Raw genomic sequence first — 26,614 nt, forward strand, 5'->3', positions numbered from 1 at the left:
TTTGAATTACTCGTTTATTTTTATGTTGTTTTTCCAGATTTGATACCAGTCTGAATAGATTTTTCCCTGTTCCTTTTGAGGTTCCTGCGTGCTTATCAGACTTAATCCCTCGTTGGCTTCGTTAAGTGTTTTATAATGCCCAAAACCGTATGCAGCGCCACGTGCCGCTCCTTCAGCCCCATTGGTTTCATACAATTCGAGCGTAGTTTGGGTAGTGTTGACAAAAATCTCGCGAAACACCGGACTCAAAAATAAGTTGGCGTGTGTGGCTTTTACGCGCTGGCCCCCGGCACCTATTTTTTGCATGATTTCGAAACCGTAATTCATAGCAAAAACAATCCCCTCACAGGCAGCTCGCACCAGATGCGAATTTTCGTGACGGTTAAAGTTGAGATTCTGTAAGCCGCTGGTAGCATCTTTGTTATTGAAAATGCGTTCTACACCATTTCCAAAAGGGTAAAAACGCAAACCATCGCTACCGGCTTTTACTTTTGAAGCCTGCTCGTTTAAGAATTCGTAGGAAACCAGATCTTTAGAACCGGCTGAAACGGTTTTGCGAAGCCATTGGTATAGAATTCCTGAGCCGTTGATACACAGCAGCACACCGTTACGCTTCTGTTGCTCTTCATTATTCACGTGTAAAAACGTATTTACACGGTTTTCGGGATCAAACGAATCCTGATCGGTCACCGAATAAATAACGGCAGAAGTTCCTGCTGTGGTAGCGATTTCTCCGGGTTGGTTAACATTTAATGACAAGGCATTGTTAGGCTGGTCGCCGGCACGGTAGGTAATTTTGACATCTTTAGAAAGTCCCAGATCAGCAGCGATATCAGCAGCAATTTGAGCCTGATGTCCAAAATTAGAAACGATTTCAGGAATCAGGGATTCGGGTAGTCCCATAGCCTCCAGAACATCTGTTGCCAGAGTTCCTTTTTTGAAATTCCATAAAGCTGCTTCAGAAAGGCCCGATTTGCTGGTTTGGGCTACGCCCGAAAACTTCGCGGCAAGATAATCTCCCGGAAGCATCATATAAGCTGCCTTTTCAAAAAGTTGCGGCTCATGTTGCTGCACCCATTTCAGCTTGGAAGCTGTAAAATTTCCGGGACTTCCCAAAATGCGGGAATGGAAAAAGGCACTTCCTTTTTGTTCGTAAATTTCACGTCCCACACCGGCAGCTCTACTGTCGCACCAAATGATTGAAGGTCTTAAAACCTCAAGATCTTTAGTCGTAAGAACCAGACCATGCATTTGATAGGAGATACCAATAGCTTTTATACGTGAAACGTCAAGGCCGTTAGCTTTTAATTTTTTTATACCGTCGCAGGTGTACTGCCACCAGCTTTCCGGGTCTTGTTCTGCCCAGCCCGCTTGAGCCGCGTGCATCTGCATTTCGTGGTCGGGTACCGTCACATGAGCAATACCTTTACCGGTATTACCGTCCAGCACTGCAAGTTTGATGGATGAACTGCCTAGGTCAATTCCTAAAAAATACATAGGGTTAAATTTGGTTTAACAAGTTACTTATAGTAATATTGACTACAAGTATACGGATAAAAATCTGAAATTTATCAATTTTTTATACTTTAGCTGTACATTTTTAACCCTATGGATGCTCAATCGACCTCAATGCAAATACCCGAAGATGAAAAATCTGTTATTCTGGATAGTATTACCATTGATTGCGTGATTTTTGGTTTTAAAAATGAAGAACTCGAGGTTCTTCTGGTTAAGCATAAAGAGGGGATAAGTAAAAATAAGTGGGGTTTACCCGGAGGGTGGATCTACGAAAATGAGGGTATTGACGATGCTGCAAACCGTCTCCTGCTTGAGCTTACCGGGATTAAAGATGTTTATCTGGAGCAGTTGCGGGCTTTTGGTGCACCCGATCGTTTTCCGCTTTCGCGGGTAATCACTGTGGGCTATTATGCACTGATTAAAGAAGAAGACTACGATTTGAAAGCAGGTTACACCGCTGCCGAAGTTGCCTGGTTTAAAGTCTCTGAAGTCAAAGATCTGATTTACGATCACCAGCAAATTCTGGAAATCGGTCAAAAACGCCTGCGCAGACGCATCAAGCAGGAACCTATAGGCTTCAATTTGCTACCCGAAAAATTTACGTTACTCCAGTTGATGCACCTGTACGAACAGATTTTGGGTTATGAGATGGACAAGCCCAACTTCAGGCGTAAAATTCTTAAAATGGATTTGCTTACGCCCCTGGCCGAAAAGCAAAAAGACGTTTCGCACCGCGCAGCAAAACTGTATCGCTTCAATCCTGAAACCTATAAGAAGTTGCTGGAGAAAGGTTTCAACTTCGAATTTTAAACTTCAATTTCATCTTAACTTTTCCGCTGCCGGCACTCAACCGGTTTAAAAAAGTTAGGGAAACTCATTTATAATTGCTAAACTTGTAGTCAATAATACTATAAGCTGTTTTTTCAGCTTTGAAGAAACCCATACTTAAGACTAAACACTAAATTAAATCCTATGAAAGAACCCAGATATCTGGTGGATCATGCGTATATGGCAGATCCTTCGGCACATGTTTTTAACGGCAAAATTTATATTTATCCTTCTCACGATGTAGAATCGGGCATTCCTGAAAACGACAACGGCGATCACTTTGACATGCGGGACTATCACGTCTTTTCGATGGAATCTATTGACGGGGAAGTTACCGATCATGGTAAGGCACTTGACGTAAAAGACATTCCGTGGGCGGGTCGCCAGCTTTGGGATTGTGATATTGCCCATAAGGACGGGACGTATTATTTGTATTTTCCGCTGAAAGATCAAACCGATATTTTCCGCATTGGTGTAGCTACCAGTGACAAGCCCGAAGGGCCTTTTAAGCCGCTTGACGCGCCTATGAAAGGCAGTTTTTCTATCGATCCCTGTATTTTTGAGGAAGATGGAAAGCACTATATGTATTTTGGCGGAATCTGGGGCGGACAGTTGCAGCGTTACCGTGATGGCAAAGCCATCGAGTGCGGTTCAGAACCGGCAGAAGATGAGCCTGCATTACCGGCACGTATAGCCCGTTTAGCCGATAGTATGCTCGAGTTTGCAGAGCCATCTAAAGCAATTGTGATTTTAGATGAAAACGGAAAGCCGCTAACTGCGGGAGACCACGATCGCCGCTTTTTTGAAGCTTCGTGGATGCATAAATACAACGGCAAGTATTACTTCTCGTATTCTACAGGAAACACGCACCGCCTGTGTTATGCAACGGGAGACAATCCATACGGACCGTTTACCTATCAGGGAGTGATTTTGACTCCGGTGGTGGGCTGGACCACGCATCATTCTATAGTTGAATTTAAAGGGAAAAGCTATTTATTTTTCCACGATAGTGTACCTTCAGGCGGAAAAACCTGGTTGCGCAGTATGAAAGTGGTAGAGCTTGAATATGATGCTGAAGGAAAAATCAAGACTATTGAAGGTCAATAAATTTTTTAGTCTATAAAATTTAAAAGGCTGTCCCGGGTGTTTCTCAACTAACACTTAAGACAGCCTTTTTTTTGATTATTGAGCTTTTGTTATTCAGCCGAAATCCGATAGGTTTCTCCGGTATTTGTTTCAAAACGGGTGAGGTAATACATTCCTACTTTTTGGCTTTCAGCCGAAACCCCTTCAATCTCTAAAGGCAGCGCGGTGCGTATAACCAGATTACCACCGGACTCTGAACGTATTGTTGCAGCTTGGAGCTCGTTTTCTTTCCATTCAATATGCACTTCAAAGTTTCCACGGGCCTTAAGACCTTTAACGGAACCGCTTTTCCAGGCACCGGGCAGGGCAGGAAGCAGGTGCAATTCACCCAGATGGCTTTGCAGTAACATTTCGGCTATGCCGGCAGTGGCTCCAAAATTCCCGTCAATCTGAAAGGGTGGATGCGCATCGAATAGGTTGGGATACGTCCCACCTTTATGCTCTTTGAAGTAGGGGTCAACGTACTGCATCAATTCGCGGATCATCTTGTACGCGTGATCGCCATCGAGTAAACGGGCTGCAAAATTGATTTTCCATGCTTTGCTCCAGCCGGTTCCTTCATCGCCGCGCAGTTCAAAGGTTTTTTCGGTAGCCGCAGCAAGCTCCGGAGTGGTGAGCGGCGAGATGGACGTGCCGGGATGTAAGCCAAACAAATGCGAAACATGACGGTGATGCGGATCTTCTTCTTCAAAGTCCAGATTCCATTCCTGCAATTGGCCTTTGGCACCTATTTGATAGGGAATCAAACGCTCCCGGGTAGCGACAAGCTTTTCTCTAAAATCAGTGTCGGTACCCAGTATTTCTGAAGCTTTAATGGTATTGTTTAACAATTCGCGGATGATGGCCATATCCATCGTGGCGCCTTCCGTTAGGGCATAATTTTTACCATCAATTTTAAAGAAATTTTCAGGGGAGGTAGAAGGCGCAGTAGTCAATTGCCCATTGCGTTCTACCAGCCAGTCTAAGGTAAACAGGGCCGCTTCTTTCATTACGGGATATACGTTCGACAGATAATCCTCATACTGAGTAAAAGCATAGTGCTCCCAGAGGTGCAGCGTAAGCCAGTTACCACCCATATACCAGTTTGCCCATAGCGGGTCGCCATTACCACGATCGCCCACCGGGTTTGCAGTCGCCCAGATGTCTGAATTGTGGTGCAACACCCAGCCGTCTGCATCGTAAAACTCTTTAGCCACACGGCTTCCGGTCACTGAAGCATTTTGGATATAGGCCAAAAAGGGCTGGTGCATTTCGCTTAAATTGGTGGTTTCTGCCGGCCAGTAATTCATTTCGGCATTGATGTTTGTGGTGTAATTTGAACTCCACGGCGGACGCATTTCGTTATTCCAGATTCCCTGAAGATTGGCTGCGATTCCGCCCGGTCTTGAGGAAGAAACCAGTAAGTATCTACCATACTGAAAATACAGAGCTTCCAGATTGGGATCGTTAGCTCCCTGGGAATAGGCTTTTAAACGGGCATCAACAGGTTGTTTTAAAAGGTCTTCCGGAGTTGTGCCCAAATCAAGCGCGACACGGGTCATATAGGCCGAAAAATCGGCGATGTGATCTGCTTTGAGTTGGTCATAAGTTTTAGCTGCAGCCGCCTGCATAGATTCACTCGCGAGTTTTGCTTCGTCGAGTCCATCTTTATCCGGGCATTTGTCAAAACCGTTAAAACTGGTTGCCGCGGTAAGCAGTACAACCACTTCGGAAGCATCAGCGATAGCCAGACTGTTATTTTGCACACTGAGATTACCATCGGTTTTAAGCACTTTGATGCGGTATTGAAAACGCATCCCGTCACATCCTTCAGGATCTTCGTAAGTAATAGGTTCTACGCCTTCGGGATTGTAATAATTGGGATTTACATGTGCCGGAGCCTTCCCGCTGACCACCAATTCCTGATCTTCAGTTACCGAAACTTCAGCGTGCAGTTGGCTTGCTGCCGAAAGATTCAGATTTAAGGCTTTTGCGGCATCTGCGGTAAGTTTTATTACCAGAACATTATCGGGTGCTGAAGTAAACAACTCCCGGGTGTACTTAACGCCATCCGCTTCAAATACAGTAGTAGTTATGGCATCGGCAATGTTCAACGTACGTTTGTAGTTTTGAACCGAATCGTTTTTCAACTCCTGATGCAGTAACAAATCGCCCATAGGCATATAAGACTGGGTGTAATAGCCCTGCATCTTTTTGGCCAAAAGGGTTGCCTGCTCATAGTTTCTGGAGAAAATGGCTTCGCGTAAAGGTTGCAGATAGGAAGCGGCATCGGGATTGATGCTTTGGGGTACGGGACCACCGCTGTAGAGCGAACTTTCATTAAGCTGAATCAATTCTTCACTCACACGCCCAAACACCATCGCGCCAATTCTGCCATTTCCCAGCGGCAGGGCTTCTACCCATTCACGGGCAGGGGCGTCGTACCAAAGTTCAGGAATTTCGCTTTTTGAGGTATCTAACTCCCGGGTTTTATCATTTTTACAGGAAGCTAAAGCTAAAAGTACAAAGATTATAAAACGAGGTAGGCTAAAAGAAAATGTCATAGGTGAGGATGAAGTCAAACAAGGAGTTTTAAAGGTATTGATCATTTATTGAAACGAAATTAGATCTTGACGTAGATTTTCTTTTTGTCCATCCAGTAGCCCAAAGCCCAGCACAGGAGCATAAAGACAATAGCGGTCATCAGTGCCCCGAAAGATCCGGGGAAGATGCGCTGAAAGATTTCTTCACTTACCCATTCAAAAGCATCCTGATTTTCGTTTACCGGTATCAGACGCAGCGTGATGTAAAACAATTCAGAAAACAGGTAAATCACCAGCGGATTCTTTCCGAAGGTGTTGAAAAAATCACTGCCGAATTTGATGTTCTTCAATTCTACCGCAAAGATGAGTGCGGCCAGTATAGACAGGTTAAGGCCTATGGTTAATAGCGCAAAGGGACTCGTCCATAATTTTTTTGATATAGGGAAAATCAAGCCCCACCATTCGGCTAAAGCAAAAATGATGAACCCGGCCAGCATCAGTTTGGCAATGGTTTCAAAGGTTTTGCCTTTTCGTCTGATAAACACACCGGCGAGATAACCCGCAAGTACATTTACAATACTGGGCAGGGTGCTCAAAATACCTTCCGGATCAAAAGGGATGGCGTCTTTTTTATAGATATGGCCCTCGCCCAAAATGGCAAAGTCAAATTTAGCGGCGGCATTGGTTGCCATTTCGAGTTCGCGTCCCGGTTCGCCAAAAGCATACAGAATTCCCCAGTAGGCGAGGAGCATCACAATACACGCGATGAAAATAGCTTTGACTGAACAATACCTTACCATCACTGCACCAAAAAAGTAGCACAGAGCAATGCGCTGCAAAACACCCATAACCCGGGTTTCCGAAAATGGGGATAACTGCAGTTGCCCGTCATTGTATTCAAAAAACGGAAACCAGTACATCAGGAATCCCAGCAGAAAGATAATTGCAGTACGCTTCAGCACTTTTTTCCAGAAATCTGCAGGTGCAGCCTCCTGGAAGCGGCGCATCGAGAAGCTCATCGCATTACCCACGGCGAATAGAAATGAAGGGAAGACTAAATCTGCCAGAGTAAACCCAAACCATTGGGCATGCACCAGATACGGATACATTTCGGCACTGGTGCCCGGCGTGTTTACCAAAATCATCAGGGCGATGGTAAGCCCTCTGAATACGTCGAGCGATAAAAAGCGTTCTGAAGTTTTTACGGTCATAAGCAGCTGTTAATAGTTGTAGTCAATAGGCGGCATGATCTTCGTGATCGGGGTGATTTTGCTTCGGTATTTTTTGTGAAGTGCTTTTGCTATTTGGTAAGCGTCACCGCTGGCCTCAGTGGGATACGATTCTTCTTTGTTGACCCATTCCCATTCCCATTGTTTGATTTTTTCGTCAAAAGCTTCCTGATCAAAATTGCCCCATTCGGCTTGAACATCGTTGATGAATTGTTGCCAGCGTGGTTTGTAAAAATCATTAAGCACCCCGCTCCATTGGCGGCAGGAATACTCGTGCAGCGGATTGTCAGGACCGCCCCAAAGCGTGATGAGGTCGCGGGCATTGCGCTCGTAAAGGGCTTTTTCTTCAGGTGTGGTGCCCCAGCTTCGTGCATCAGCAATCCAGGGCCCCAGCAGGAAGTCTTTTCGCGTAGCGAGCAATTGATCCAAATCGCTGATGAGCGTCAACAATTCTTCGCTGTGCTTTTTAAAAGCTTCCTTATCGTTGTTGCGATAGGCAATAGCCATTTGTTGCTGCACGGGCAGCGCATAGTTGGCAAGCACCTGACGGGTAAGATCAATCAGATCGTATTCAAAACCATCAGCATTTTTAAAGGTATCACTTGCGCCAATAAACAAATCCCAGGCGGGCAGCAGGTCAAGCGGATCGTAATTCATCTTGGTGCGTGCCCAGCGGCGGTAGCCTTCAAAAGTAGGACGCGCAGCGATGATAGACTCGGCACCATCGCGTATCGTGGTACCGTTGTAAGCCGTTTCTACCAGAATATCCCAGGCTTTGATGATGCTGTCGTTTACCGCACCATAGCGGTTGCGGGTGTACTGCTTCAGCCAGGGCTTGAGCTCAATGGGTGTGTCGCGCCAGGTATTATCGGTCATCAGTTCGTAAAGCACCGGGTTTTGTTCTATGGCTTCCATAGTAAGACCTATTCCTTTTAAATTACCCGAAGTGCTGTCGTTTAAAGCTTTTGCGGGTTCCTGTGCCACAGTCTCGATGCGGCCAAACATACTGATGTTTCCGCCAAAATTGTGCAGCATATTCCAGATCCATTGTTTGCCGTAGAAGGCTTCGGTTTGTTTCCAGACCGGTTCAATTTCGGTAGCCAGATCGAGAATGATCATACGATCATCGGGCACGGTGCTGAGCAAACCTTTGATTTGAGGGGTTTTCCAGAAGTCTTTGTGACTGTAAAACAACCAGCCCTGCATCACCCAGATTGCCTCGGGATCTGCGGCTTTCATGCCTTCAAAAATCTTTTCGCTCAACTCACCCAAATACTGCGGATCGTCTGAAGGCGGCTCGTTTTCGTTAAAGGTATCTGCCGTGTAGAGGTGATCTGTACCAAAAGCTTCTTCCTGTTTTTCTAAAAAGCGTTTTCCTATTTCTGCGAAAAGCGGATCGCCTGCATCCAGGATGTAGGTGTCGCCAAAATCATTGCCCCAGTTGGTCTTTTTAAGGTTGGCATCGGGGAAGAATTTTTTGAAGGAAGCCGGAACATGACCGGTAAACGCCGGAAGCACGGGCTTCATTCCCAGTTCGCGTGAGCGCTGTAAAATCTTTTTCTGCAGATCGCGATGGCTTTCTTTCCAGCTTTGCGGAAGCGGGCCGCCCCAGCCGTCCAGATTTCCCATCCAAAACCAAGAGAAATACGAAGGGCCGCTGAAAAAGTCGTTGAGGTCTTCATCGGTAAAGCCGTACGACTTGTAAACTTCGTCCCAAATGTATTCTTCACCGGTTATGGCTAAAGGCATATTGATACCGTGAAGCGCCATCCAGTCGATTTCTTTTTCCCAGCGTTCCCAGTCCCACCAGCTCATTGAGTAGTTGAAGGTGCAGTAGTTGAGGTAATAGCGGTACTCGTAAGGCGATTCTTTGCGTACAGGCTGCTCAGGCAGGGGCAGGGTTTCCGGGAAGTTGAGGTTGGTGCCATTCCAGGTGATCTGCCCGTGAGCATACTCTTTGATATAATAATACAGGGCCGAAGCAATAGCCACGCCGTTATTTCCCCTTAAACTGATTTTACCATTCTGAGCTGCAATTTCAAAGGTCTGATCGCCGGCTCCTGGTAGCGAATCGATACTAAATTGGTCTGCATACTCGGGTACCACCCGTTTTAGGAGACTCGTGTAGGGCGTTTCTTCCTGAGCCTGAATTTCTGCTTCTTTTTCTTTTTTACAGGAGTTAAGCCCTGCAAGTATAAAAAGGCAACAGGCAAGCTTTAAGACAGATTTGTATTTCGGTTTAAGAATCATAACAGGTACTATAAAAATAATCTAAAACTTCAGGGTGTCCGGCAGGAATTTGGCAGCCAAATCCTCATAATAGGGACGCAGTTCTTTTACGTTTGGCGGGGTAGGAGCCTTGGAATACAAATCATACGGATTGAATTTATCAACCCACTTAAACATCTCGTGATCGTGTTTGCTCATCAGGTGATCGTAAGCGCCCTCGCGGTGCTGCGAGTAAAACGAATGATAGCGTATCATATATAAAGCCGGCTCGGGCAAATAGTCTTTCATAATGTGGTAGAGGTACTCATCGTGACCCCAGGACATGTGCACGTTATCTAAGCCGCAATTGGGTTTGTAAACCCCATATTTGGTATTGAGGCGCTCATTAGTATAATCGGGGTTTTGCTTAAAAAATTCCGGATACACGATTTTGTCTGAATAGGCACAACCTACCGGAAAGGTATCGCCCACAACAGCCCACTGCGGTTCGCCAAAAAGGCACAATACTTTACCCAGATCGTGTAAGAAGCCGGTAAGCACAAACCAGTCCGGATGCCCTTCTGCGCGTATGGCTTCAGAGGTTTGCAGTAAGTGCTGGGTTTGATCGAGGTCAATGTCCGGGTCAGAGTCATCAACAAGCGTATTTAAAAATTCGACTGCATCCCATAGAGACATCTCACGACGGTTAAATTTGAGGAAGTCGTTTTTCTTTTCGAGCACAAAATCATAGGTCTGGTTGATGTGATTGATGCGGTAAAACTCTTTTACCGTATCACGAGCCGGAGCCTCGTAATTGCGAAATTCTTCCTTGGCTTTATGTGCCTCTTCAGGATAACGGCGCACCACATCATCTTCCCACTCGTCAAGACTACCCAGCGGTTGCGCGTTTTGATTGCTATCTTTCATAACTATAAATTCAGGTTAAACAGTTCTTTTTAGTTCTTCATTTTAACGGCCTCTAAGCCTATTCATCAATTAAGACCCGAGGGAGACCATCAGGTAGAGTAATCCAATAATTAGCAGTACAATGAGGCAGGCGAGCAGGAAGCCCGTGCTGTCTTTTTTATTCCAGGTGTACAATTCCCAATTGCTGTTGGGGAATAAGAGTTTTTCGGTAACCGGTTGATTCTTTAAGGTACTGTTATCAATCGCCCGGGTGCGCATCTTCTGGTAGAAGAACTTTAAATGTTCGTCGGGATCAGGTTTTGTTGCCAAAGCGATGAAGATGAGTATCAAAAACGGAAACAGCAGGCGTATGCCCAGTCTTATGGTTTCGTTTAAGGCATAGGGATTCTTGGAAAGATCCCAGCCCAGACGGTCGAGCAGGTACAATTCCAGGTAAATGTAGCCGCGGCCGTAGCGCTCATCAGCTTTATTTACCGAAACTCCTTTAGACCAAAATATAGCCTGTTGCGGCATCGCATAGTCTACGGCGTTAGTACCGCCCAGCACAAGTGCTTCCGGTTTTTTGATTTGATCTTTTTCGCTTTGCGGAAGTTTTTCCCATTGCGCGATATCGTGCTTTCGGTTTTCAAGATCAACTTCTTTTATCTCGTAATTTCGGGTGACGATGCGTGATTCGGTGAGCTTTGTCAGGCTTTCATCGGTACGCATCTCCGGAAATACTATGGGTAAAAGCATGGGGATAAAATAAAAAAGCAAAAAGGTAAGCAGGATCGAATACCAGGCAGCAATTCGATTGGCACGTCGCCATTTTAGTCCCAGCCAGAATGCGGCTACAAACACCACAAAAAACTCCCAGATAAACTTTAAAATCTGCAGAATGGTGTCAAACTGAGTCGTAATTACCGCAGCCCCGATGAGAAAAATAGCGCCCGATATTCTCCCGGCCCAGATGTAATGTCTGGCAGACTTATCGGGGATGAAGTATTTGTAAAAATTGTTGACTACCAGTCCAGAAACGGTAATCATCAGGCAGTCTGCCGTTGACATCAAAGCCGCCATCAGACTGGCCAGCATCAATCCTACCAGACCTAATCCCAGCGGTGCCAGCAATTGGGTGGTGGCATGACCCCAAACAAAATCGGAGTTCATGATTTTACCCCCGTAGAGCAAAATGGCACAAAGCCCTACCATTCCCCATAGGATGGTCACTATACGTTTCATAAAAGTGCCGGTCACAAAGCCGGTGCGTGCCGCGTCTTCACTTTTTGCGGCTCCTGCTGTTACCAGCTGGTTAGGCTGGGCTACAACCGTCATCCCCGATACCAGGGCCGCCATAATGATAAAATACCAGGTAAAGTCTAAGGTTGCAGGTGAACCAAAAACTTCAAAAGTGCTTTCGGGCAATTGCTCGTGTAGATTGCTGAGCGCCTGCATCATGCCGCTGCCGCCAAATTGCTGATTAATCGCCTGCCAGGCGAAGGGTATGAGAATGATTGAAAGCAGAATGATAAAAATACCCTGAAGCAAATCGGTGTAAAAAGCGGCTTCGAGTCCTCCCAATGCCGTATAAAACAGTACGATAAAACAGATGGTCCAGATGAGTACATCTTCAGAAAAATAACTGAAAAGCGCCCGTGGATTTTCCTGTCTCAGTTCGGTTAATTCCTGTTTTTCGGCCTGAGAGAGGTAGGTGAAGTTTTCGTTGGAAAGTTCAAAAAGGCGATCTGCTTTTTCTTTTTCGAGCTTTTCGGTTGCAGTTAGTGCAGTTTCCGGCTTTCCGGTCATTGCCAGAGCCGTGGTGGTCACCGCCTTATAACCTACCGAAAGCAAACCCATCATCCCAATGGTTCCCACTAAAGCATAGGTTGCGGCCATTTTTCGCGAAGCGTAACGCTCCTCATAAAAATCACCCATCGTGGTGATGCGCAGGCGTCGCAACCAGGGTGCCGTAATCCAAAACAGGGGAGTGGCAAAAAGCATTAAAAGCGAACTCCATATGCCGCTGGCGCCGTTTTTAAAGGTTGTGGTCGCCACACCCGCAGGGCCATCGGCTGAGGTGGCCTGCCCAAAACTGGCAAAGGTTGAGAAGAGTTTTCCAAATTTTCTGCCTCCCAGAAAATAGTCTTCTTCCTTTTTAATTTTCAGGCTAGACCGTATGCCGATATAAACAATGACACCAAAGTAAAGCGCCAGTACTGCAATATCCAGATATGATAAGCCTAAAACCATGATTAATTTGAAATTTTTTCGAGTTGTGTTTGTCCCTGTTTAACGATGCTTTCCAGATGATCAAATGCGGCCTCCCCCTTAAAATTATCGAGCACCAAAGAGGTTATATTTTCGGCATAAAGCGCGTTACCGTAGTAATCTGGTCTTTGAGTTCCCCAGTTTACCGTGGTGTTTGAGATGTAAACATTGCTGGCATTTACCATATAAAAACCGGCGGTTTGCTCGCCGATGAAATCAGCATCCTTGCAGGGTCTGCAATCGTAATACCCTCCCGGATATTTGGTGGTTTTTGAAATCTCGAGGTCAATATCGTTAAAGCGAATGTTATCCAGAAGATCTGGCGATGCTGCTCCCAGAAAAATCCCGTTTTCGCTCTTGCATCTGATGTTTGCAAAGGTGATGTTAGAAACCTTACCAATACCGGCTTCGGCAGCTCCGGGTTTCAATCTCCAGCCCGCGTCTTTGTGATCGTGCGAGGCACGTGGATAGGCCGTGATGTAAATAGGCTCTGCCATTCCCCACCAGACGTCAGAAAACTGCTTACATTCGACCATAATATTCGAAAAAATGATGTCTGACACGGTGCCTTCATCGCGGTTTTGAATGCCGATACCCCGGCAACTGCCTGTAATGATGCAGTTATTAAAGGTAACGTGGCTGATGGCATCCATATTTTCAGAACCAATTTTTATAGCGCACGAAGTGCTGATCAGGGTGCAGTTTGAAATTACGATATTTTTACAAGGGCCTAACTCTTCGTATTCCCTTCGGTTTTTAAGGCAAATACAGTCGTCGCCAGACTCGATATGGCAATTGCTGATGCGTACATTTTGGCAGTGATCGAGATCAATGCCGTCGCTGTTGCGCACTTTAAGATCGTTATAGATCGAAATATTTGCGATAGAAACGTCGTAGCAACCTATAAAATGCAGGGCCCAGTAGGCAGCATTGCTTACCGTAATGCCGTGCATCTTTACATTTTTACAGGATACCAGTGTGAGTATGTGCGGTCTGGGATCGATGGTTTCAAAAGGCTTCAGTTCGTAGGAATCGTGAAGCTCATCACCCATAAAAAAGATTCCATTGCCATCTATTGTTCCTCCACCGGTAATAGAAATCTGGTTGAGGTTTTTACCACCTATCCAGATCGTGCCTTCCCCCAGATTTTGTCTAAATGCACTTTTAGTATAAGCACCTTCGTCGGGGAATGCTTTAAGCACAGCGCCCTGTTCCAGGTGCAATTCAATATTTGATTTGAGGTCAAAAGGTCCCGACAGGAAAGCTTTACCGGCAGGAATAACGACTTTTCCGCCCCCCAGGCCGGCGCAATGATCAATTGCTTTTTGAATGGAAACCGAATTATTTGTAAAATCGTCACCTACGGCTCCAAAATCGTGTATATTCGTTATGTTCATTAATTTTATATGTAGGACATAATTTAAATAGCAATATATTTAAAATATGTGTTAAAATTACATTTAGAATGTCTTAAGTTTTAGTTGTTTTATCAGAAATTTACCACCAACCATCAAATCTATGTCTACTAAAATTAAACCGATTAAATCTGTATCTCTGGTCGAGCAGGTAGAACAACGTATTCTTGAATTTTTAAAAGAGAATCGTTTCAAATCTGGCGATTCACTACCCGGAGAAATTGAGCTAGCCGAAAATCTGGGCGTTAGCCGTAACATCGTGCGTGAGTCTCTTAGCCGTTTGCGTATGCTGGGCGTTGTTGAGTCTAAAAAACGCAAGGGGATGTTTATAGCAGAACCCGATATTTTAAGCGGAATAGAGCGCATTATGGACCCGGACCTGCTTGGTGAAGAAGCTATGCAACACATTTTTGAGCTGCGTCTGGTGCTTGAAGTAGGTATGAGTGAGTTGCTGTTCATTAGAAAAAAAGATTCTGATGTTGATAATTTACAGGAGATTGTAGACCGGGAGGCTAATGACCCGCTTTGTAAAACCGATCTTCAAACCCGTCTGGCTTACGAGATTGAATTTCATTCCTATCTCTATAAAATGTCCGGGAACGGGACTTTAAACCGTTTTCAATCTATGCTTTTACCCGTTTTTCATTATATGATGCAGCAGGAGTCTAAGTCTGCCGCAGAACCCAAGCGGGGTAGTATCTCGCATAATGATCTGGTTGAAACCTTGCGTAGCGGCACTGCTTATGAATTCCGAGAAAACATGCGCAATCACCTTACTCCGCACTTTAGCAAACTGAGCTAAACGCTCAATTAATAATTGAATAAAAAAATCCGTCAATCTTAAGGCTAAGCCCGGGATTGACGGATTTTCTAGTTTTAGTAACCCGGGTTTTGGCTTATTGTTTTTCCGGAAGCATCAATCTCAGACTGGGGTATGGGTCTCAGACGGTGTTTTTCGGCTATTGCATTGTTAAGCGCTGCGTGCGGGTTGTATTCTAAAACTCTTGATATCAAAGTACCGGTACGTTTTAGATCCATCCAGCGGTTTACTTCGCCAATCAATTCACGGGCACGTTCATCTAAAATAAGAGCCAGATCTACATCTCCTGCAGTAAGCGGGGTTGTGATACCGGCACGTGAACGTACGGCATTAAGATAAGTGGCAGCAGCACCCGGATTATTGTTTTGCAATGCAGCTTCAGCAGCAATCAGATAGGCTTCAGCTCCACGCATAATAACCATATCGCGATCACCAAAGGCACGCTCGTTGGCATACGTAAATGGAGCGCCCGGGTCGTCAAATTTCTTAAACATCGGCCAGTGAACATTCGTAACTCCATCATTAACCAGATACTGATCTGGATTGATTACCGCGTAAGGCTTGCTGTCTATACGTTCCTGAGTCCACGCCGTTTTGGGGAAATAAATTGCCGTATCGCCTACTTCGAGGCCGTCTTCAGCTACGTCTGCGTAAATAACATATCTCAGGGTTTCTTCATCACGGGTATCTTCCTCATCAAACATATTGAAGAAAAACGGAGTTGGCATTCTACCGATACCATTTTGATATAAGCTACCACGAGCTAAACCGGGATAGTTGAAGTATTCAAACTTGTACAATAAGTGTTTGGTATTACCCCAGCCCAGGCTAGAGGTTTCGGTACCAAACAGGAAAGAGAAGACCACTTAGTCATTGCGTTGGTTTTCAATATCAACCACATCGGCAAAGGTAGGCTCAAGCGGGTGATTGTTGATCACCGTTTCGGCCAGGGCAATTGCACGGGTGTAATCGTCTGATGCCGCAAAAGACTTGTAACCACGGGTCAGGAGAACTTTAGAAAGTAAGTGGCGTGCGGCATCTTTAGATACACGGCCAAATTCTTCCGGATTTTCATCAACCGCACTGATGGCATCGTTAAGGTCGTTAACGATCAGCTCATAAACTTCCTCTTCTTCGGCACGGGTAAAATCAGATTGGGCTGTAGTGATAGGTTCGGTGACAACGGGTACACCGCCATAGTTTTCAACCAGATTGAAATAGGACCAGGCTCTGAAAAATTTGGCTTCGCCGACCCCTCTGTTTTTCAGACTTTCTTCAACACCATCAATCAAATCAGCGTTTGCAAGCAGGGTATTTGCCGCTGCGATCTGCTCATATTGATTAGCCCAGTAGACCTGCATCACATAATTGGAAGCGTTCATATCCACATAGTCGTTAATCGCATCTGTCCCTGTAAGAGGAGAGGCGCGGGTCACGATATCGGTACCCAAATCTTCCAGCAAATAAAGCATATTAGGCTGATAGTGGGTGGTGTTTTCTCGGGTTATTTCGTAGATATAGTTCACGAGTTGGATGAAGCTTTCTGTATTCTCTCGTGAAGATGGAATACTGATTGCCTGTCTGTTTGTTTCCTCCAGGAAATCATCGCAACCGGTAAGCAGCGTACCGGTAAGCAGTAAAGCGAGGGCTGAAGTATAAATTGATTTTTTCATAATACTAATATTTTTTAGAATGTAAAGTTTATACCGGCCATATAGGTGCGAGCCATAAAAGAGGCACCATAGTCGTTTCTACCGGCGTTTTCAGGATCCCAGCCATCATAATCTGAAAAAGTGAATGGGTTTTGAACCGTAGTGTATAAACGTAGTTTTTGAATTCCGAATTTTCGAATAGTCTCCTGAGGAAGGGCGTATCCCAAAGTCATAAAACCAACTTTTACGAAAGACACATCCATATTTTTAATGGCTTGCTGATACGGGCCACCATTACCGGGCTGAAACCAGTTGTTAGTGGGGTTGGTTGGTGTCCAATAGTCAGTGTCGTAACCATTCCATAAACGGGCGGGTTCACCATCATAGGAGAAAGCGCGGGAATTGTGAAAATTACTGGATATCGTCACACCCTGACTTGTATACACAAAGAAGGAGAAGTCAAAATTCTTATAGTTCATCGTACTGGTAATACCACCGGTCCATTTAGGAAGTGGGTTTCCAAGAATTACGCGGTCTCCCTGCTCTGTGATTTGACCGTCACCATTTACGTCAACAACACGTACCTGACCCGGCTTTTGACCGTAGGTTGCAGCTTCTGCAGCTTCATCCAGTTGCCAGATTCCGTCAAACTTGAAGCCGTAAAGTGATCCTGTAGCCTCACCCACACGATGAATAAAGGTACCGCCCTGTGCTCCAAAAATGATTTCATCACTATTACCGTAAAGATTTACAATCTCATTGCGATTGCTGGCAAAGTTGATGTTTGTACTCCAGGTAAAGTTTTCATTGTCAATAATTTTGGCATTTAGACCTACTTCAATACCGCGGTTACGGGATTCACCGATGTTATCAAAAGTTCCTCCAAAACCGGTTACTGTAGGTAAAGGTCTGTAGAAGATGATATCTTTAATATCTCTGTTGTAGAGGTCAACACTACCGGTAATTCTGTTGTTTAGGAAGCCGAAATCAAGACCAAAGTTAACCTCAGAAGTACGCTCCCAGCTTAGATCCTGGTTTGCCAGGCCGTTCACATACAAAGTAGGTACACTGGCATCGCCAATATTAGTATAGCTTGACTCAAGTAACGAAAGGGTACCTAAAGGATTTAATCCTCCACCAATACCGTTATTACCGGTCTGACCATAACTTAAGCGCAACTTCAGATCTGAAAATACGTTTTGGTTACGCATAAAATCTTCACGTATCACACGGTAAGCGAATGAAGCGGAAGGGAAAAAGGCCCATTTGTTGTCGTCAGATAATACAGATGCCCCGTCATATCTACCGGTAAGGGTAAGAATGTAGCGATCCATCAAGTTGTAATTAACCCGAGCGGTGTAAGATTCCAAAGTTTGTCTGCTAAACCCACTACCGTAGGAGTTTACGTTAGAACCGGCTCCCAGATTATAGAACAAGAAGTTATCTGATGTAAAATTTCGCACCTGAATTCTATACGATTCATTGTCCTGTAAAAACCGTGAATAAACCAAAGTAGCGGCAAGACTGTTGTCTTTATCAATATCAAGGCTGTAGTCAACAATGTTATCCCAGGTATAGGAGTAATCGAGATAGTTATTTACTTCAGCACGCGTATTGCTTTGGTTGCCGATGGTACTTTTGGTTAATAAACCACGGTATTCCCCTAAACGGGTGTATTTTACGTTAGGAGCAAATTTTGTAGTGATACTTAGACCCTCTACCGGTTTTACGCTAAGCGAAATATTGCCGATAAAATTGATGTATTTGTTCTCCAGTTTCCAATTTTGTGTATCGAAAATAGGGTTGCTTACCTGAGTTTCCTTTTGGGTTGGTAAGAAAAGTAAATCACCATTGTCGTCGTAAGCTCTACCTATTGGTTTTAGACGGTACGCACTTCTAAAGGCTTCCAAACTACCTTCATTGGTCGTAGCCAAAGTGATGTAATTGTCATACCCAAAGGTCAGCCAGTCTGTAATATCACTTTGAATATTTCCTTTTAGGGTATAACGCTTAAAGTCTTCCCCGTAAATGGTTCCCTGATCTTCAGTATACCCTAAACCGGCAGCATAAACGGTTTTATCGTTCCCTCCACTCACATCAAGTGTATGGTTTTGTTGGAAACCGTTACGGGTGATGAGGTCTACCCAGTCTGTACTTACGCCGTTTGCGATGTTTTCGCGTTCTTCGTCACTCAAATATTCATTGATGTCAACAGTATCTGCAGAATACTGGCTGAAGTTTCCGTCTTTATTAGACGCAAATTGATTACCTACTATAACATCTCTTAAGAATGGGATATAGGTTTTGCCGTTAAAAATTGGAGGCAGATTGTATATTTCTTTAAAACCGATGTAGTTGTTGTAACGTACGGTAAGCTTGCCTTCTTTACCTTTTTTAGTCTGAATAATTACAACCCCGTTTGTACCACGTGAACCGTAGATCGCAGCAGAAGCCGCATCTTTAAGTACATCCATACGTTCAATATCTGCAGGGTTCAGGAATGAAATATCATCAACAAAAATTCCGTCTACTACAAATAACGGATTTTGTCCCGGGCTGTAACCTCCGTTATCTCCGGCGGTATTAATGGTATTAGCTCCCCGTACACGAATGTTGAAACCTCCTGCACCGGGCTTGTTGTCTGTGCGTTGCACAGTAACACCGGCAACCTGCCCCTGAATAGAAGAAACCGCGTCTACCTTGTTAGTTTGTTCAAGTACTTCACTGCTTACGGTAGATACAGACCCGGTAAGATTAGATCGTTTTACCTTACCATAACCAATGATTGCCACCTCTTCAAGTGACTGAACATCGGTTTGCATATTTACGGTGAGCGAAGTTTGATCGCCTACAGGTACTTCCTGCTTCATATAACCTACATAACTAAAAACCAAAACGGCGCCGGGCTCAACCTGTAGTTGAAACGAACCGTCTAAATCTGTAATGGTACCGGTGTTGGTGCCCTTAATACTCACACTTACACCGGGAAGAGTCTCTCCCGATTCGGTGTCGTAAACAACTCCCGAAATCGTTTTCTGATCATAGTGGTCAAAAATTTCTCCCAAAGCCGGAGAAGCCATAATTGTGGTTGTTCCCAGCAATGCCAGCATCACGAGTGTGATCTGTTTAAGCATCCTGAGTGGTAAAAATGTTCTCATAAATGTTGTTTTAGTTTTGATATTCAAATCATTATGTATTTATGTAATTATGTAGTACATAACAAGATTAAGAAAATATTCTGATAGTTTCAGCTAAAGGCTTAAAATTTTAACATTTGTGTGGAATTTGCTGTTTTTGGGTTGAATTATTCAAACTAATTGAGACGAAAATATGCGGCCCCCTGATACAGAAAAAGGTCTAAAAAGTATACAACTGAATACTTTTTAGACCTTCCTAAGTTAAAGATGCTTAACCTTTTATCGCGAATAGGCGCGGGCTGTTTGTCTGGAAGTTCCCAGACCTTCAATACCCAATTCAACCACATCGCCGGGTTTTAAATAGCGTGGCGGTTTAAAGCCCATTCCCACACCAAAAGGAGTACCGGTAGAAATAATATCTCCCGGAAGCAGGGTCATAAAATGACTGATGTAACTCACCACCTGCTGCACATTAAATACAAAATCAGAGGTGTTGCTGTTCTGCAATTGCTCCCCATTCAGCTTTAGCCATAAATTGAGCTTGTTGGGATCTTTGATTTCATCTTTAGTAGCGATAAACGGACCTAGAGGCGCAAAGGTATCGCAGCTCTTCCCTTTAACCCATTGCCCGGCACGCTCAATCTGAAAAGCCCGCTCGCTGTAATCGTTATGCAGGGTGTAACCGGCCACATAATCTAAAGCTTCGGCTTCACTCACATAAGAGGCTTTTTTGCCTATAACCACTGCAAGCTCCACTTCCCAGTCGGTTTTCTCACTGCCTTTAGGGATGATCACATCGTCGTTAGGGCCCACGATGGCCGAAGTGGCTTTAAAGAACAAAATGGGTTCTTTGGGTACTTCCATTCCGGTTTCTTTGGCGTGCGAAACGTAGTTAAGACCTATACATACAATTTTGGAGGGTCTAACCAAAGGAGCGCCAAGTCGGGTTTCTGCGGAAACTTCCGGACAATTATCCTGTTCTTTGCTCAACCACGATTGTAAGCGGTTAAGACCGTCAGTTTCAAAAAAGGCTTCGGTGTAATCTTCTCCAAAAGCCGATACATCTATGCGTTTACCGGAGTCGAGTTGTACTCCGGGTTTTTCTTTTCCGGCTGCGCCGAAACGTATTAGTTTCATAATCTTCTAGTTAAAAAGTTATCCATTAAGTTTTATAAATCCGCCATCAATCGGGAAATCGGTCCCGGTGATGAAGGAGGCTTCATCAGAGGCGAGGTACAGCGCTAAATGCGCGATTTCTACAGGTTTACCCATACGGCCCAAAGGTTGGGTTTTGGAGAGTTTTTCAAACATTTCCTCCTGATTGTCGGGGTAATTTTTGGCAATAAACCCGTCGACAAAAGGGGTGTGTACGCGGGCAGGGGAGATGCTGTTGCAGCGAATGCCCTGATCTACATAATCTTTGGCAATCGAATAGGTCATTGTAAGCACCGCTCCTTTAGACATGGAGTAGGCAAATCGGTCTGAGATCCCCACCGAGGAGGCAATAGACGCCATATTGATGATGACTCCGTTGTTGCCTTTCATATGTTTGATTACCGCTTTGGCACAATTGTACACTCCTTTAATATTGATCGAATAAATACGATCGAGGTCGGCTTCGGTGGTGTTTTCGATATTTCCCACGTGGGCTACGCCGGCGTTGTTTACCAAAATGTCAATTTTATTTTGGCTAGCGATATCGTCAACGATTTGCTGTACTTCTTCAGCTTTTGACACGTCGCATATTGTATACTGAAGCTCTAAACCTTCGGCCTTAAAAGCTTCAACAACTTCTTTAGCCTGCGTTTCGTTAAAGTCCAGAATAACTACCCGGGCGCCGTTTTTGGCAAATGTTTCCGCGATAGCGCGACCTATACCACTGGCGCCACCGGTGACTAAAGCTGTTTTATGTGTTAGTTGAAATGGTTGCATAATCTTAGTTTTTTTGAGCGATTTCCCGCCAGATTTTACCTTTCGGAAACTCGTAATCTTTTAACGAATCGGGTTTCATCGTGATGCTGTAACCCGGTAACTGCGGTGGCATATACGCGCCGTTTTTAATCACTACGGGATCAAAGAAATGTTCGTGCAGGTGATCTACATATTCAATAATGCGATTTTCGAGCGAACCGCTTATCGCAATATAATCAATCATCGATAAGTGCTGTACATACTCACACAGGCCTACACCACCGGCGTGCGGGCATACCGGAATCTCAAACTTGGCCGCCATCAGCAATACCGCAAGCACCTCATTAACACCGGCAAGCCTGCAGCTGTCTATCTGACAAATCTCAATAGCGCCTGCCTGCATCAGTTGTTTAAAGATCACCCGGTTTTGACAGTGTTCTCCGGTGGCAACTTTAATGGGAGCAACGGCTTTGGCAATGGTTGCGTGGCCCAAAACATCGTCTGGGCTGGTAGGCTCCTCAATCCACCAGGGATTGAATTTTTTGAGTTCGGCCATATTTGCGATGGCTTCGGTCACATCCCATTTTTGGTTGGCATCCATCATCAGCTTCAGGTCGTCTCCTATTTCTTCCCGAATGATCTGAGCCCGACGCATATCGTCTTTAAGGTCTTTACCTACCTTGATTTTCATATGCTTAAAGCCTTCGGCTTTGGCCTCGCGGCATAATTTGCGCATTTTCTCATCGCTATAGCCCAGCCAACCCGCAGAGGTGGTGTAGGCCGGGTAGCCCTTTTGAAGCAACTTATCAATACGCTGCTGCCTGGTATCTTCCAGCTTTTTGAGCATTGCTATCGCTTCGGCCGGAGTAATTGCATCCGTAATGTAGGTGAAATCAACACACGACACGAGTTCTTCGGCACTCATATCGGCAAGTAATTTCCACAGAGGCTTTTCTTCCGCCTTGGCGTATAAATCCCAAACGGCATTGACCACAGCTCCGGTTGCGAGGTGAATCACTCCTTTTTCGGGCCCTAACCAGCGTAACTGACTGTCACCGGTAATCATTTTCCAGAATGCACCCATATTAGCCGTAAAAGAAGCCAGGGATTTGTTGAGAATAAGAGGCATTATCGAGTCGATAGCCGCCACACACAGCTCGTTACCGCGACCAATGGTAAAGGTAAGGCCGTGCCCTTCGAGTCCTTGCTGCGAAGTTTTTAAAATGACGTAGGCGGCAGAATAATCGGGGTCGGGGTTCATAGCATCTGAACCGTCGAGAAACTGACTGGTAGGAAACCGAACGTCTACAACCTCATAGCCGGTAATGATTACCTCTGTTTTCATAGTATTAAAATTAAAGTGAAGGTTTCAAATTTAACCCGGGCATTCTTGATTTACCGACCGTTTTTTGGCTAAGAATGATACTATTTTTGCTTAACTGTCAAATTAGAGAAGTTTTGAGTGAATTTCTGCGTACTCTTTTGGAGTTTTTCCGGTCACTTTTTTAAACTGCCGGTTAAAATTAGAAAGACTGTTGTAGCCCGAAGCAAAACCAATTTCGCTTACCCGTTCGTGCGGTTCCATAAGGAGTCTGCAGGCATAGCCAATACGAATCTCGTTGAGGTAGCGCATCAGGCTTTTTTTGTGAAATTTGCTAAACAACCTGCTAAAGGCCGAGGGGTTCATCGGGATAAGTGCTGCCACATCCTCAAGGCTTATGCTTTCCCTGAAATTTTTGTAGAGGTATTCATACACCTTGTCAAAATTCCCCGCGCCGGTGTTATAGGCCTCGCTCAAATAGCCCGCGCTGGTGAGCGGTGTATAGTCTAGCATGGCAAGTTCTTTTAATAGCTGAAGCAGGCTCAGGCTGCGTTCAAAAGCTTCGAGATTTTCGAGATTTTTAAGCTGGTTCAGAATCTCCTGCGGAATGTTTTCAAATACAAGTCCGCGCTGTGCTGCCTGCAACAACCGGGCAGGAATGCGCATTTCGGGTCTGCTGAAAAAATCTGCTCCCAGAAAATCCTGTTTAAAATGTATGGCAAGGGCACTGGCCTGAAGCTCGTTATTTTCTTCAAAATAAACCGGATCGTTAAGCCACATATGCGGCAGATTAGGACCCAGCAACACGAGTTCGCCGGGAGTGAATTTGGCAATCGAATCCCCAATAAAGCGGGTTCCTGTACTTTCTAATAGGAGCACCAGTTCGAGTTCGGGATGATAATGCCAGATTTTTAGAAAATGCCGGTCGCGGGTGTGATTGATTGTAAAGGAGCAATCATCGTGGCTTTGCCTGTCGAGTTTGATGAGTTTCATGGCGGCGGGTTAGGTGATTTGCAGGTTCTGTTTTCGGTAAGCGCCCGGCGTACTGTTGAGGTGGTTTTTAAAGACTTTGGTGAAATGGGGCAGGTTGTTAAACCCGGTTTCGACGGCGATATCCAGCAAGGTCTTGTTTGTGGTCACAATGAGGTATTGCGCGCGCTCGATGCGTTTTTCGTGAATGTAGGCCAGAGGACGTTTACCCGTATGTTCTAAAAATTCCCGGGAAAAATAATCCCGGTTTTGATTGGCTTTTTCGGCGAGTTCGGTTACGGTAATGGTCTTATTTAAGTTAAGCTGAATGTAATTCATAGCATCAAGAACCACCGAAGGTATTTTAGGGTTTTGAATTGCCGAATAGCGTATCGATTCAATAAACCGGGAAAGCAAAATTAGAATGATTCCCTGGGTTTCAAACTGTACCGAAGTTTTCATGTTTCGGTTTAAGTTTTGGTACTCCTTGTAAAAAGCCTCTTTTTCATAAACTTCCGGATTGTCAGACCGGTTTATCCCACGACCCGGATTCAGTTTAAGCAATTTCTTAAACAGCATCACATCGATTTCCGAAGCTTTAAGTTCCATAATCTGCCGGTTGTCTTTAAAAAGCGCTCCGGTATCTGGCGATTCCTCAAAAAACTGCACAAAATACTGCTGCATATAACCATCGCATTTAAAATCACAAAGCGTAAAATTGGGAATCAGGTAGAGATAACCGGGTCTTAGAGTTACTTTTTTTGACAAGCTTGAAAGCGAACCGCTGCCGGCCTCGATGTAATAAATGCGGTAATAGGGGCTTATCACGTTTTTGTAGTTCCAGCGGCTTGACAATTCTACAGCATCAACGTTAAGTAAAGAGAAAGTCTGCGTGAAGCGTTTTGAATTCAAAATTGCTGATTTAGGTGATAGCACCGGTTCTTAAACAGATAAAAATAAGTCGTTTTTGTATAACTGTAAAAGGGAAGACTAAAATATCTTTGGACGTTTATCCTTATAAAATTTCAATCGAAATCGTTGTAATTGTATGGTTTGATGGAAATATATACAGCAATACTATTAAGCAAAGACGGAAATATATAACTTTTTGAAGACTATGAAACGCAGAGATGTTATAAAAATAAGCGCAGTAGCGGCAGCAGGATTGTACTTAAAACCCTGGACTGCCCGTGCCAATTATTTGTTTAATAATCCGCAGAAGGTCTTTGAACCCAACTGGGATTCGCTTTCGGAATATCAGGTTCCGGAGTGGTTTCGCGATGCGAAATTTGGCATGTGGGCAAATTGGGGGCCTCAGTGCGAGCCCGAATCTGGAGATTGGTATGCCCGTGGGATGTATCAGGAAGGTTCCTGGCAATACGATTTTCATGTCAAAACGTATGGGCATCCGTCAAAATTTGGTTTTAAAGACGTGATCAACGTTTGGGAAGCAGACAAGTGGAATCCGCAGGAACTCGTAGATCTCTATAAAAACGCGGGTGCCAAATATTTTATGGCGATGGCCAATCATCATGATAACCTCGATTTATGGGATAGTACCCATCAGCCAAACTGGAATTCAGTAAAAATGGGCCCCAAAAAAGATATTATTGCCGGCTGGGAGCAAGCAGCACGCAAGGCAGGTTTGCCTTTTGCGTTAAGCGTTCACGCGGCTCACGCGTGGAGCTGGTATGAGCCGTCACAACGCGCAGACCAAAACGGACCCTTAGCCGGTGTTCCTTATGACGGAAACCTCACTGTCGAAGACGGCAAGGGTACCTGGTGGGAAGGTCTGGATCCACAGGAATTGTATGCTCAAAACCACCCTTTGAGTGAAGGCAGCCTTGACAACGGGAAAATTCACAGCCAGTGGAACTGGGGCAATGGCGTTACTCCACCCTCAAAAGAATATTGCGAGAAATTCTACAAGCGTACGATAGATCTGATAGATACATTTAATCCAGACCTGCTTTACTTTGATGACACCGCGCTGCCCCTGTGGCCGGTAAGTACTGTAGGACTTGAGATTGCTGCCTATATGTACAACAAGAGTCTTGACAAAAATGGCAATCCGCAAGCTGTGGTTACCGGTAAAATTTTGGATGAAGAGCAGCGTAAAGCTTTGGTTTGGGATATTGAAAAAGGTCAGAGCAACGAGATTGAACCCTTACCCTGGCAGACCGACACCTGCATTGGCAGCTGGCATTACGACCAGGGGATTTATCGCGATAAACGCTATAAATCGGCCAAACAGGTCATACACAGTCTCATTGACGTGGTAAGCAAAAATGGAAACCTGATGCTGAATATTCCGGTTAAGGGCGATGGAAGCATTGATGAGCTGGAGCGGGCTATCGTTGAAGAAATAGGAGTGTGGATGCGTCTTAACGGCGAGAGTATTTACGGCACGCGTCCCTGGAAGATTTTTGGAGAAGGACCGCAGCAGGGCACTGCAGCTGAGCTTTCAAATCAGGGCTTTAACGAGGGTAAAGGCAAGCCCTATTCATCTTCCGATTTTAGGTTTGTAACCAAAGGGGATACGCTCTATGCGACGGTTATGAGCTGGCCCGAAAACGGCAAAGTGTTTATCAACGCGTTGCGTTCCCATTCTCCTTACCGAAGCAAATCCATCAAAAAGGTGAAGCTCGTGAGTACCGGAAAAAAATTAAAATTTAAGCAAACCGCTGAGGGACTTGAAGTGTATTTTCCGCAGGAAAAACCGGCTGTTTCCTATGCAAATGCTTTAGAAATCAACTAACAGATA

The 26,614-nt window shown here is 44.9% G+C and carries 19 protein-coding genes; 4 read left to right on the forward strand and 15 right to left on the reverse strand.

Annotation, left to right across the window (positions count from 1 at the left end; translation table 11 throughout):
* Window positions 1-6: 6 nt before the first annotated feature.
* Window positions 7-1,497, reverse strand: a complete 1,491-nt coding sequence (locus ACSSS3_RS12590; RefSeq protein WP_442844907.1) for a xylulokinase — start codon at window positions 1,495-1,497, stop codon at window positions 7-9.
* Between the two features lie 132 nt (window positions 1,498-1,629).
* On the opposite strand from ACSSS3_RS12590, the gene ACSSS3_RS12595 reads away from it, so the two are divergent.
* Together ACSSS3_RS12595 and ACSSS3_RS12600 are read left to right on the forward strand one after the other, a co-directional pair.
* Window positions 1,630-2,328 carry an NUDIX hydrolase gene (locus ACSSS3_RS12595; RefSeq protein ID WP_442844908.1) on the forward strand — a complete coding sequence of 233 codons (699 nt, stop codon included), beginning with the start codon at window positions 1,630-1,632 and terminating at the stop codon, window positions 2,326-2,328.
* 162 nt (window positions 2,329-2,490) lie between these two features.
* Entirely contained in the window at window positions 2,491-3,453 is a 963-nt protein-coding gene (locus tag ACSSS3_RS12600; RefSeq protein ID WP_442844909.1) for a glycoside hydrolase family 43 protein, read from the forward strand.
* An 89-nt stretch (window positions 3,454-3,542) separates the two neighbouring features.
* On the opposite strand, the gene ACSSS3_RS12605 is transcribed toward ACSSS3_RS12600, so the two are convergent.
* The 6 genes from ACSSS3_RS12605 to ACSSS3_RS12630 all read right to left on the reverse strand — a co-directional run bounded on the left by ACSSS3_RS12605 (window position 3,543) and on the right by ACSSS3_RS12630 (window position 14,022).
* Window positions 3,543-6,035: a glycoside hydrolase family 95 protein gene (locus ACSSS3_RS12605; protein ID WP_442844910.1), complete on the reverse strand. Its 2,493-nt coding sequence runs from the start codon at window positions 6,033-6,035 to the stop codon at window positions 3,543-3,545.
* 59 nt (window positions 6,036-6,094) lie between these two features.
* On the reverse strand, window positions 6,095-7,225 hold the full coding sequence (locus tag ACSSS3_RS12610) for an acyltransferase family protein (RefSeq protein ID WP_442844911.1): 1,131 nt from the start codon (window positions 7,223-7,225) through the stop codon (window positions 6,095-6,097).
* 9 nt (window positions 7,226-7,234) lie between these two features.
* A complete protein-coding gene (locus ACSSS3_RS12615; RefSeq protein ID WP_442844912.1) occupies window positions 7,235-9,493 on the reverse strand; it encodes an alpha-N-acetylglucosaminidase in 2,259 nt (752 codons plus the stop codon).
* A gap of 21 nt (window positions 9,494-9,514) precedes the next feature.
* On the reverse strand, window positions 9,515-10,378 hold the full coding sequence (locus ACSSS3_RS12620; protein WP_442844913.1) for an inositol oxygenase family protein: 864 nt from the start codon (window positions 10,376-10,378) through the stop codon (window positions 9,515-9,517).
* A gap of 69 nt (window positions 10,379-10,447) precedes the next feature.
* Entirely contained in the window at window positions 10,448-12,607 is a 2,160-nt protein-coding gene (locus ACSSS3_RS12625; RefSeq protein ID WP_442844914.1) for a sodium:solute symporter family protein, read from the reverse strand.
* Between the two features lie 2 nt (window positions 12,608-12,609).
* On the reverse strand, window positions 12,610-14,022 hold the full coding sequence (locus tag ACSSS3_RS12630) for a glycoside hydrolase family 28 protein (protein WP_442844915.1): 1,413 nt from the start codon (window positions 14,020-14,022) through the stop codon (window positions 12,610-12,612).
* A gap of 121 nt (window positions 14,023-14,143) precedes the next feature.
* Here ACSSS3_RS12630 and ACSSS3_RS12635 point away from each other — a divergent pair, with 121 nt between their 5' ends.
* Window positions 14,144-14,842, forward strand: coding sequence for a FadR/GntR family transcriptional regulator (locus ACSSS3_RS12635; RefSeq protein ID WP_228230723.1), 699 nt, complete (start codon window positions 14,144-14,146; stop codon window positions 14,840-14,842).
* 74 nt (window positions 14,843-14,916) lie between these two features.
* On the opposite strand, the gene ACSSS3_RS12640 is transcribed toward ACSSS3_RS12635, so the two are convergent.
* The 8 genes from ACSSS3_RS12640 to ACSSS3_RS12675 all read right to left on the reverse strand — a co-directional run bounded on the left by ACSSS3_RS12640 (window position 14,917) and on the right by ACSSS3_RS12675 (window position 24,762).
* Complete coding sequence (locus tag ACSSS3_RS12640) at window positions 14,917-15,726, reverse strand: RagB/SusD family nutrient uptake outer membrane protein (protein ID WP_442844916.1); 810 nt, start codon at window positions 15,724-15,726, stop codon at window positions 14,917-14,919.
* Complete coding sequence (locus ACSSS3_RS12645) at window positions 15,727-16,533, reverse strand: RagB/SusD family nutrient uptake outer membrane protein (protein WP_442844917.1); 807 nt, start codon at window positions 16,531-16,533, stop codon at window positions 15,727-15,729. It abuts the gene before it with no gap.
* A 14-nt stretch (window positions 16,534-16,547) separates the two neighbouring features.
* Complete coding sequence (locus ACSSS3_RS12650) at window positions 16,548-19,670, reverse strand: SusC/RagA family TonB-linked outer membrane protein (RefSeq protein ID WP_228230721.1); 3,123 nt, start codon at window positions 19,668-19,670, stop codon at window positions 16,548-16,550.
* 258 nt (window positions 19,671-19,928) lie between these two features.
* Window positions 19,929-20,786 (reverse strand): fumarylacetoacetate hydrolase family protein, encoded by an 858-nt coding sequence (locus tag ACSSS3_RS12655; protein ID WP_442844918.1) that lies wholly within the window; start codon window positions 20,784-20,786, stop codon window positions 19,929-19,931.
* An 18-nt stretch (window positions 20,787-20,804) separates the two neighbouring features.
* Window positions 20,805-21,581, reverse strand: coding sequence for an SDR family NAD(P)-dependent oxidoreductase (locus tag ACSSS3_RS12660; RefSeq protein WP_442844919.1), 777 nt, complete (start codon window positions 21,579-21,581; stop codon window positions 20,805-20,807).
* Window positions 21,582-21,585: 4 nt separating this feature from the next.
* Window positions 21,586-22,905 carry an L-fuconate dehydratase gene (locus tag ACSSS3_RS12665; RefSeq protein ID WP_442844920.1) on the reverse strand — a complete coding sequence of 440 codons (1,320 nt, stop codon included), beginning with the start codon at window positions 22,903-22,905 and terminating at the stop codon, window positions 21,586-21,588.
* A 102-nt stretch (window positions 22,906-23,007) separates the two neighbouring features.
* Window positions 23,008-23,874 carry an AraC family transcriptional regulator gene (locus ACSSS3_RS12670; RefSeq protein WP_442844921.1) on the reverse strand — a complete coding sequence of 289 codons (867 nt, stop codon included), beginning with the start codon at window positions 23,872-23,874 and terminating at the stop codon, window positions 23,008-23,010.
* 9 nt (window positions 23,875-23,883) lie between these two features.
* A complete protein-coding gene (locus ACSSS3_RS12675; protein WP_442844922.1) occupies window positions 23,884-24,762 on the reverse strand; it encodes a helix-turn-helix domain-containing protein in 879 nt (292 codons plus the stop codon).
* Window positions 24,763-24,967: 205 nt separating this feature from the next.
* On the opposite strand from ACSSS3_RS12675, the gene ACSSS3_RS12680 reads away from it, so the two are divergent.
* Window positions 24,968-26,608, forward strand: a complete 1,641-nt coding sequence (locus tag ACSSS3_RS12680) for an alpha-L-fucosidase (RefSeq protein ID WP_442844923.1) — start codon at window positions 24,968-24,970, stop codon at window positions 26,606-26,608.
* The last annotated feature ends 6 nt before the right edge of the window (window positions 26,609-26,614 follow it).

The sequence above is a fragment of the Leeuwenhoekiella sp. H156 genome (assembly GCF_052218455.1).
In the GTDB taxonomy this organism is placed as follows: domain Bacteria; phylum Bacteroidota; class Bacteroidia; order Flavobacteriales; family Flavobacteriaceae; genus Leeuwenhoekiella; species Leeuwenhoekiella parthenopeia.